Below are 8,338 nucleotides of genomic sequence, written 5' to 3'. Positions count from 1 at the left end.
CTTCCTGGCGATGGGGGTGATGGTGTTGTGGGGCTCTCCATCCGTGTAAGCGTATACGAATGCGCTTTCGTCCGTATATTCCCGCCATTTCTCCAGAATCCGGTCTGCCAGGGCGATGACCCGGTCGCTGTCCTTACCGTTTAAGCGGATGACGGACATGGGCCAGTTCACCACGCCCGCTGCCACATCCTCAAAGCCCTCCGCCGTGAAGCGCCTCTCCACTTTGGCCCTGGCCATGGCGAACTCGTAATGGCCTCCCTGGAAATGGTCGTGGCTTAAGATAGAGCCGCCCACAATGGGGAGATCCGCGTTGGAGCCCACGAAATAGTGGGGGAACTGCTTCACGAAATCGAACAGCTTGCAGAACGCGGCATGGTCTATCTTCATGGGCACATGCTGATAGTTGAACACGATGCAGTGCTCGTTGTAGTACACATAGGGCGAATACTGGAAGCCCCACTGGCTGCCGTTTATGGTCACGGGGATAATCCGGTGGTTCTGCCTGGCGGGATGGTTCACCCGGCCCGCGTAGCCCTCGTTCTCCCGGCAGAGCAGGCACTTGGGGTAGCCGGACTGCCTGGCGTTCCGGGCGGCGGCGATGGCCTTGGGATCCTTCTCCGGTTTGGACAGGTTGATGGTGATGTCCAGGTCGCCGTACTTGGTGGGCGCTATCCACTTCATGTCCTTTGCGATGCGGTATCTGCGGATGTAGTCGGAATCCTGGCTGAGCCTGTAATAATAATCGGTGGCCGCTTTGGGGGATTCGTTCTCGTACAGCTCCCGGAACCTGCGGATGACCTGGCTGGGCCTGGGCATCAAGAGCCCCATGACCTTGGTGTCGAAGAGGTCGCGGTACACGATGCCGTCCTCCGCGATGAGGCCGTTCTCGTAGGCGTAGTCGCACATACGGTTCAGAATCTCCTCCAGTTCCCCGGCAAGCGCGGCCTCTCCGGCCTGATCCGTGGCAGCCTCTTCCTGGGGAGCCGCGCCGCATTTCCCATCCTCGCCCTCTTCCGGCTCCGCTATCTCCTCCAGCCCGAACAGCTCCAATAATCTATTTATGGTAAAAATCTCATCCTCTTTGGGAACCAGTCCTGTCCTGATTCCGTAGGACACCAGTTTTCTGATATCAGTTCCTATTCTCTCCATCCCTGCCACGCCGCCTTTCCGTAACCTGTATGATTCCTGATTTGTAAGCTCCCGACCTGTAAAATGCCTGTATTCATTGCCTGTATTCAATTCCTGCAGTTTTTCTGCATAATGCAGAATCCGTTTCCTTCTAAGACCATCTGAAAACCCGGCGTCCTGAAGGATCCTGTCAAGCAGCGGATGGGCTATCCCCTTTCCCCTGCTCCCCGGCGAGATTTCAAGAAGACACCGGAGCCGCAGTTTTACAGCGCCACAGGCCCGTTGCCCACTTCCACCACATAGAAGTCCGCCGCGTATCCGATCTTTTCCTGATAGGCCTTGCCCACCTTCTCGATGAAGCTGTCGATGGCCTCGTCCTTCACGATGCTGACGGTGCAGCCGCCGAAGCCCGCGCCGGTCATCCTGGAGCCGATGACGCCCTCCACCTTCCAGGCCTCTTCCACCAGCGTGTCCAGCTCGACGCCCGTCACCTCGTAGTCGTCCCGCAGGGACACATGGGAGGCATTCATCAACTGGCCGAACAGGGCCACATCGTTGGCCTTCAGGGCCGCTACCGCCCGGACGGTGCGCTGGTTCTCATACACCGCGTGCTTCGCCCGCCTCCTGCGCACATCATCCTGGATGGCGGACTGATATTTTTCAAACGTCTCCTCGTCCAAATCTCCCAGGCCGTTTATCTGTACCACCTGCTGCAGCTCCGCCAGGGCCGTCTCGCACTCGCTGCGGCGCTCATTGTACTTGGAGTCCCCAAGGCCCCGCTTCTTGTTGCTGCTGGCGATGACGATCTTCGCCCCCTCCAGCACGATGGGCGCGTACTCGAAGGAAAGATCAGCCGTGTCAAGGAAGATGGCGTTGTCTTTCTTTCCCATGGCGATGGCGAACTGATCCATGATGCCGCAGTTCACTTTATTGAAGTTGTTCTCCGCGTACTGTCCGATCAGGGCCAGGTCCTGGTTCGTCACGTCGAAGCCGAAGAAATCCCGCAGGATGTACCCGGTGAGCACCTCCACGGACGCGGAGGAGGACAGGCCGGAGCCGTTGGGGATATTCCCGTACAGCATCAGGTCCATGCCGCCAGGCACTTTCATGCCCTTCTCGCCGAAGGCCCACATGACCCCCTTGGGATAGTTGGTCCAGCCTGCCTCCTTGGCGGACACCAGTTCATCTAAAGAGGACTCGATGATGCCCAGCTTCTCGAAATTCATGGAATAGAAGCGCAGCTTATTGTCCTCCCGCTTCCTGGCCGCGCCGTAGGTGCCGATGGTCAGGGCGCAGGGGAACACATGCCCGCCGTTATAGTCGGTATGTTCTCCGATCAGGTTCACCCTGCCCGGCGCGAAATAGGCCTTCACGCCCTCGCCGCCTCCAAATACTTCCTCAAACCGTTTCAAAATCTCGTTCTTCATGTTGCCTCCGTTCCGCGCCCTTCCATGCGCTGTCATCTGAAATCCATTATACACGGAAAAGCTGTGGGACCGCCACATTCATTTGTTTTTTGTACCTGTCAAAATGTTAAATGATGGAGAAAGATGTCCCGCGGACAATATACATGCGACAATTCGGAAAGCCCCTTGCCTCCATCTTCCTCCAGGACAGCGCCCTGATCCGGCAGACCGGATATTTCCTGACAATCCTCTGCCTGTCCGTCCCGCTGCTCGGCATCATCAATATGATGACCAGCTATTTCCAGGCGCTGGGGAAGGCAGTGAAGTCACTGACCATCACGGTGCTGCGCAACGCCGTGCCGTTCATCCCGGGCGTCATCCTCCTGAACCGCTTCTGGCAGCTGGACGGCGTCATAGCGGTGCAGCCTGTGGTGGAAGCCGTATTGGCAGTCATCTGCAGCTTAATGTACCACAGGGATGTGAAAGCCGTCAGGCAAGCCCGTCCATAAAAGGCCTGGCTTCAAAGAATTTTGACAAAAACCGACAAGCTGCATTGACAATACGGCCAGATATGCTATGATGTAATCATAAAGCATATTTCTTGAAGACGCTTAAATCATCTCAACCATCTAAAGGTCTCATTCAGAAACTCTATGCTTTGAAACCCATTAAACTTACAAGGCAGGAGCTTCTGGCGCAGCAGTCCGTATTTCCTGCCTAGAAAAGGAGGAGAAATGAAACAACTGCAAGAAATGAACCTGGTGGACGATTTTTTAGTCTACAGCCTGACCTCCCACAAGGTCTACGGGGAGGAAGCGGCCCGCTACATCTTAGAGTGCATCCTGCAGCGCAGCATCCGGCACCTGACGGTGGTGCCCCAGAAGACCTGGTATGGCGAAAGTCCGGAGAAGCACGGCGTGCGGCTGAATGTCTGCCTGGACGAGGAGGACGGGGAGCTCTTCGATATCGAGCCCGACCAGAACAGCAGCTCCGCGGATGTGAAGGCATTGCCCAGGAGGGCCCGGTTCTACCATGCCAAGATTGATGCCGGGAACCTGACCGCCGGGGAAGGCTACGGCACGCTCCGGAATGTGGTGGTCATCTTCATCACCACCTATGACCCCTTCGGGTTGGACCGGATGGTGTATACCGTGAAGAACGGCTGCGTGGAAGTGCCCGTAATGCCCTACGAGGACGGCGCCAGGACGCTGTTCCTCTACATAAAGGGGCAGGAGGGGAATCCACCGGAGGAGCTCCGGGAGCTCACCCGGTACATGGCGGAATCCACCGAAGCGAACGCGCGGACGAAGGGCCTGAGGCGGCTGCATGAGATGGTGACGAAAGTGAAGGCAGACAGGGAAGTGGGGTTAGCGTATATGAAGATGTGGGAAGGCGAAGAGGTTATCAGGGCAAGGGCTACCGCAGCCGAAAAAGCGAACGAAGCCATACGCCTACTGGAAAAGACTGGCACTGTCTCCCAGGAAGAGCGGGAGCGCATCCTGGCGGAGCGGAACCTCCAGGTTCTGGAACGCTGGTATGAGGATGCCATGGCAAAAGCTGAGCAATATCTGGTCGCAAAAGCCAAGGCAGAAATGATACTTCTGCAACTGTCAGATTTCGGCCAGATACCGGAGGCCGTGAAATCCAGAATCCTCGCGGAGATGAATCCGGAAACCCTCGACTATTGGATCCTGGCCCTCAAACGGGCCGAAAGCCTGGAACAGTTCATCTCCCTGGCCATGCCAGACAGGGAATCCCAGAAAACATGACTCCCCCAGCCCTCCTTGCCATCTTCCAGGGGCTGGGGACAGATTATGGCTTTTTCGTCAGCCTACAGAAGACAAGGGTATCGTCAGGAGATTGAACCATATCTTTGACACCCTCATGGAAGAACGGGAGGGCTGCCGCGAACGATAAATTCATGTATGATGCTAGGAGGACAAGCAATGGACAGAGAACAGATTTTCCTATTCCCCGGCGAGACCTTGGTAGACACGATTCATGACAAAGGCATCCGCTTCGACATCGTGGAACGGGAGGAGGCCATCTGGTGCGGCACGCTGGGGCATGCCACCAACCCCACGGGGGAGCCGGACATCCCGGGGCTGCTGGCGGCGTATCAGGCCCTTGTGCCTGTGGAGAAGCGGGAATTGCTGGCCCCGTCCTGGAGCGGCTGCATCAGCCTGGATTATTGGCCGGGAGGCAGCGCGCCACGGGGAATCATGTTCATGCAGCAGGTTGCCACGGCGCAGCAGGTTGCCACGGCGCAGCAGGTTGCCACGGCGCAGCAGGTTGCCACTGCGCAGCAGGTTGCCACTGCGCAGCAGGATGAACAGTACAACCTATACCGGACGCCCGCCTCCCTGTACATCCGCGTCCACTATGACAGCGCAGAGGTTCCGCAAAAGCTGCTTGGCAAGGAACAGTGCGAAGTGTTCGAGCTGTACGGGCCCATCCATGAGCAGGCTGAGAAACATGGGTATGAACCAATCTCTCCCGTGAGCGTCGAGTTCGAATACTACAGCACCCTTTCCTGTTTTGCCTACTGCGCCGTGAAGAGGAAAGCGGAATAAGGAACGCCCCATAGCATAGGAAAAGCGATGGAAAGCGGATAGAGAAAGAGGGGACATCCATGGAGCGCAAAGCAGTCATCTTCGATTTGTTTGAAACCCTAATCACCGAATGGGGCCATAAAAAATATACCAAAAACGAAATGTGCGCCGATTTAGGCCTGGAAAGAGGGCGCTTCGATGCCTACTGGGACGAAAAGGAGGCGGAACGATATATCGGCGAGATAAGCTTCCCTGAATCCATCCTGTATGTCTGCGGAAAATGCGGCAAGCCTGTCGATGATTCCACCCTTTCCCTGATCATCCGCAAACGGACAGAGACCAAGTCCCTGTGCTTCGAGCATGTCCACCCGGATGTATATGGGCTATTGGACCGCCTGAAAGCGGCGGGATACAAGCTGGCCATCGTCAGCAACTGCTCCTCGGAAGAAGTGACTGTCATCAGGCAGAGCCGGATATACGGCTATTTCCACCAGGTGATTCTGTCCTACGAGGCAAAGCTGCAGAAGCCGGATATCCGCATCTACAGAAAGGCCGCCGACCTGCTGGGCGTCTCCCCAAAGGAGTGCGTCTTCGTGGGGGACGGCGGCAGCAATGAGCTTCCCGGCGCCAGAGCGGCAGGAATGGAGGCCATCCAGGCCAAATGGTACACCAATGAACTCCCCCACAGGCGCGACAGCCTGCCCGGTTTCCTGACGGCGGAAGAGCCTTTTGACATTTTGCGGTATTTTGAAAAAGGGCTTGACTTTCCGCCACTCCCGGGTTATACGCCCCTTACTTCAAAACAAAAAGGCTTTGACGAGGAGTAGTAAATAGCAGGGATTTCACAGCGCGGGGATGTACGGTGCGAATCCTCATTAGAACTGTGGATTTTCAAACTGCTTCCTGGCCGCCTCAAACAGGTTGTGAAGGTAAGGATACTCCCATAGATCCGCCCCCACGTTGGGCCCCGCATCATCCCCCCAGCCCATGCCCGGCCTGCCTCCGTAATCGGTAAAGCTGGCCGCCATGTACCGGACGGTATTCACCAGCACAGTGTTCGGCTCCTGCTGGCGCACGCCGATCACTTCCGCCATATTGGCTTTGCCGAACTTGAAGAAGTCCACATACTCTATAATCTCTTCCCCCGTATCATACGCAAAGGAGTACCCATACAAATCGCAGCCATCCTCCATATGATACTTTTCAAAGGTAAGGTCCGACACCCTTCCCGGACAAAGCTCCTGGCTGCACCGTATGGCCTCCGCCTGAAACGCCTCCCAGTCCTTTGGCTCCCGAAAGGGATTTTCTCCCACGGGGTTCGTCACCGGCAGACTGTGAATCTGATTCTCCTCTTTCCAGGAGACATAAGCCACATCGCTGGCCAGAAAATAATGGGCAAACCCGTCCGGCTTTTCTATCTGGAAGCTCCCCTCGGAGCGCAGGCCGCCCCTGGAATACGGATTCCTGCGGATATAGGAAACCTCCGGCATGGACACCGTCTCGCCCACAGGCAGATAATTAGGATCCTCCGGTGCATCCCCGGCCCGCAGGATGGTGGCCCACAGGCATCCGTCTCCGTAAAAGCGTTCACTGATGCGCCATAGACTGTCTCCTTCCCGCGCCTGGTATTCCAGCAGCTTATCCCCTGTGAGCCTGATATAGTCCTCCGGCTCGGCTCCTTCCGGCAGCTCCTGAACCGGCTCGAAAGGATTACGCCTTTCCCGCTTTGTCTTTTCCTCCTGCTCTTCCTCCGTTAAGCCGTTCGCCACCGCCCGCCTGCTGTTTTCCACCTCTTTTTCCGTCTTGCGCACAAACTGCTCCGTCCGCGAATCCCAGAGCAGATAAGAGGGCGGCGTAAAAGATTCCTCCTCCGCTTTTGCGCCGTTTTGATGAACCGGCGCACCGACCCGCATATCCGCGTAACCGTCGCCGTTCAGGTCCGGATAAGTAATCGTGTCCGGCAGCTCAATGCTCAGGGATATCCTCTGCTCCTGCAGCGTTTCCCCGGTCTCCATATCCGTGACCGTCATGTCATAGGGCTCTTTCATACAAAAGCCGTTCAGAAGATAGTAGCGAGGTTCCGCATCCTCCTTTGCCGCCGTTTCCTTTTCCTCCGCGGAAGCCCCGTCCCCGCTCTCCGCCAGAGAACCGATGGCGGAAATAATGGCGTCCTTCCTGAAGTCATATATGTAATCGGAAACAGAATCCTCTTCCTGCCCCTCCTCCTCGGAAAGCGAGAAGTGCAGAGAAAGCATCCTGCCGCCCTCCGTCAGCGCCAGCTCGTAATCGGCCTCCACAAGCAGGCCAAAATACCGCATAACCCCTTCGTCCCCGGCATATTCCCAATTCTCATCGATTCCACGGACCTCCAGAAAGCTGCGCTTCGGATCCTCCAGCTCGGTCAGCCGTTCATCATGGTCAATCCAGTATAGAGTTTCCTCATCCAGCCCCCAGCCGCTCCCCAAACTGCCGTAGCTCTGGAAAATATCCGTAAACACATACTCCAGAGTTTCATCCTCCTCCGACGGCGCATCCAGCAGGGTAAGCCCGTATGCCGTCCTATCCTTCACATAGAGATTGACCTTCGAGCTTTGGTGGCGCAGATAGATAAGCTCATAGCCGTCCTCCATTTTCAGCGTTTCCTGTAAAAAGCAGAGCAGCTTCCCATTGTCCATGCTCCATACCGTCAGGGGATGCTCTTCCGTATCGAATCTCCTCTTCAGATCATGGTACAGCTCAAGGGCGTGGACGTTCTCCGTCATGGGGAAAGTATAGTACAGAAAGCGCAGCGAGGCTCCCTCCGCTTCCCGCCGGGAAACCTCATTCAACGCCGTCTCCATTTCCGCAAGAGAACTGTAGAAACGCCATGTCACCTCCGCCTCTCCCGCAAACCGAAAAGCCGACGGCGCGTCCCAGTCGCTTTCCAGCGCTTCCCCCTCATAGCCCTTTATCATAATTTCCGCGCTGGCATAGGGACTTGCGGAAACATGCCCATACAGATATCCTCCAAGCTCCTGTACCTTACAGCTATCCTGCTCCCCCGGCCATTCTTTCGCTTCTTCCTCCGGCTGGGCGCTTTTTGCCTCTCCCCCGATACCGTCTCCGCCGGGAGCCTTTCCCGTATCGGAAGCTTCCCATCCGTTTTCGCCTGCCCCTCCCGCAGACGCGCCGCAGGCCGTGAGCAGCAGGCCAAGCGCCGCCATGCAGACGGTAAGGGTTCCGGTATTCCGATATAAATTTTTTGCCATATGT

7 protein-coding genes are annotated in these 8,338 nt (G+C 56.6%); 4 read left to right on the top strand and 3 right to left on the bottom strand.

What is annotated here, in order from left to right; genetic code table 11:
* On the bottom strand, nt 1-1,149 hold a 1,149-nt coding region (locus Q2B33_RS06100; protein WP_300913910.1), incomplete at its 3' end, for a UDP-glucose--hexose-1-phosphate uridylyltransferase.
* A gap of 242 nt (nt 1,150-1,391) precedes the next feature.
* Nucleotides 1,392-2,555, bottom strand: a complete 1,164-nt coding sequence (locus Q2B33_RS06095; protein ID WP_300571699.1) for a galactokinase — start codon at nt 2,553-2,555, stop codon at nt 1,392-1,394.
* A 143-nt stretch (nt 2,556-2,698) separates the two neighbouring features.
* Here Q2B33_RS06095 and Q2B33_RS06090 point away from each other — a divergent pair, with 143 nt between their 5' ends.
* The 4 genes from Q2B33_RS06090 (at nt 2,699) to Q2B33_RS06075 (ending at nt 5,913) form a co-directional block, all read left to right on the top strand.
* Nucleotides 2,699-3,043, top strand: a complete 345-nt coding sequence (locus tag Q2B33_RS06090) for an MATE family efflux transporter (RefSeq protein ID WP_296474860.1) — start codon at nt 2,699-2,701, stop codon at nt 3,041-3,043.
* 225 nt (nt 3,044-3,268) lie between these two features.
* Entirely contained in the window at nt 3,269-4,303 is a 1,035-nt protein-coding gene (locus Q2B33_RS06085) for a PD-(D/E)XK nuclease family transposase (protein ID WP_300571701.1), read from the top strand.
* A gap of 177 nt (nt 4,304-4,480) precedes the next feature.
* Nucleotides 4,481-5,107: a hypothetical protein gene (locus Q2B33_RS06080; RefSeq protein WP_300797351.1), complete on the top strand. Its 627-nt coding sequence runs from the start codon at nt 4,481-4,483 to the stop codon at nt 5,105-5,107.
* Nucleotides 5,108-5,166: 59 nt separating this feature from the next.
* Nucleotides 5,167-5,913 carry an HAD family hydrolase gene (locus Q2B33_RS06075; protein ID WP_300571705.1) on the top strand — a complete coding sequence of 249 codons (747 nt, stop codon included), beginning with the start codon at nt 5,167-5,169 and terminating at the stop codon, nt 5,911-5,913.
* A gap of 48 nt (nt 5,914-5,961) precedes the next feature.
* Here the strand turns inward: Q2B33_RS06075 and Q2B33_RS06070 are convergent, their stop codons facing one another.
* Nucleotides 5,962-8,334 (bottom strand): LysM peptidoglycan-binding domain-containing protein, encoded by a 2,373-nt coding sequence (locus tag Q2B33_RS06070; RefSeq protein WP_300571707.1) that lies wholly within the window; start codon nt 8,332-8,334, stop codon nt 5,962-5,964.
* Nucleotides 8,335-8,338: the final 4 nt, after the last annotated feature.

Origin of the sequence: uncultured Acetatifactor sp., from assembly GCF_948601915.1 — a bacterium.
In the GTDB taxonomy this organism is placed as follows: Bacteria; Bacillota; Clostridia; order Lachnospirales; family Lachnospiraceae; genus Acetatifactor.
This window is presented reverse-complemented; position numbering and strand designations above follow the sequence as displayed.

Excerpts from the sequence above, each read along its gene's own strand:
- Q2B33_RS06080 (WP_300797351.1), top strand. The coding sequence starts at position 4,481 with ATGGACAGAGAACAGATTTTCCTATTCCCCGGCGAGACCTTGGTAGAC.
- Q2B33_RS06075 (WP_300571705.1), top strand. The coding sequence starts at position 5,167 with ATGGAGCGCAAAGCAGTCATCTTCGATTTGTTTGAAACCCTAATCACC.
- Q2B33_RS06095 (WP_300571699.1), bottom strand. The coding sequence starts at position 2,555 with ATGAAGAACGAGATTTTGAAACGGTTTGAGGAAGTATTTGGAGGCGGC.
- Q2B33_RS06070 (WP_300571707.1), bottom strand. The coding sequence starts at position 8,334 with ATGGCAAAAAATTTATATCGGAATACCGGAACCCTTACCGTCTGCATG.
- Q2B33_RS06085 (WP_300571701.1), top strand. The coding sequence starts at position 3,269 with ATGAAACAACTGCAAGAAATGAACCTGGTGGACGATTTTTTAGTCTAC.
- Q2B33_RS06090 (WP_296474860.1), top strand. The coding sequence starts at position 2,699 with ATGCGACAATTCGGAAAGCCCCTTGCCTCCATCTTCCTCCAGGACAGC.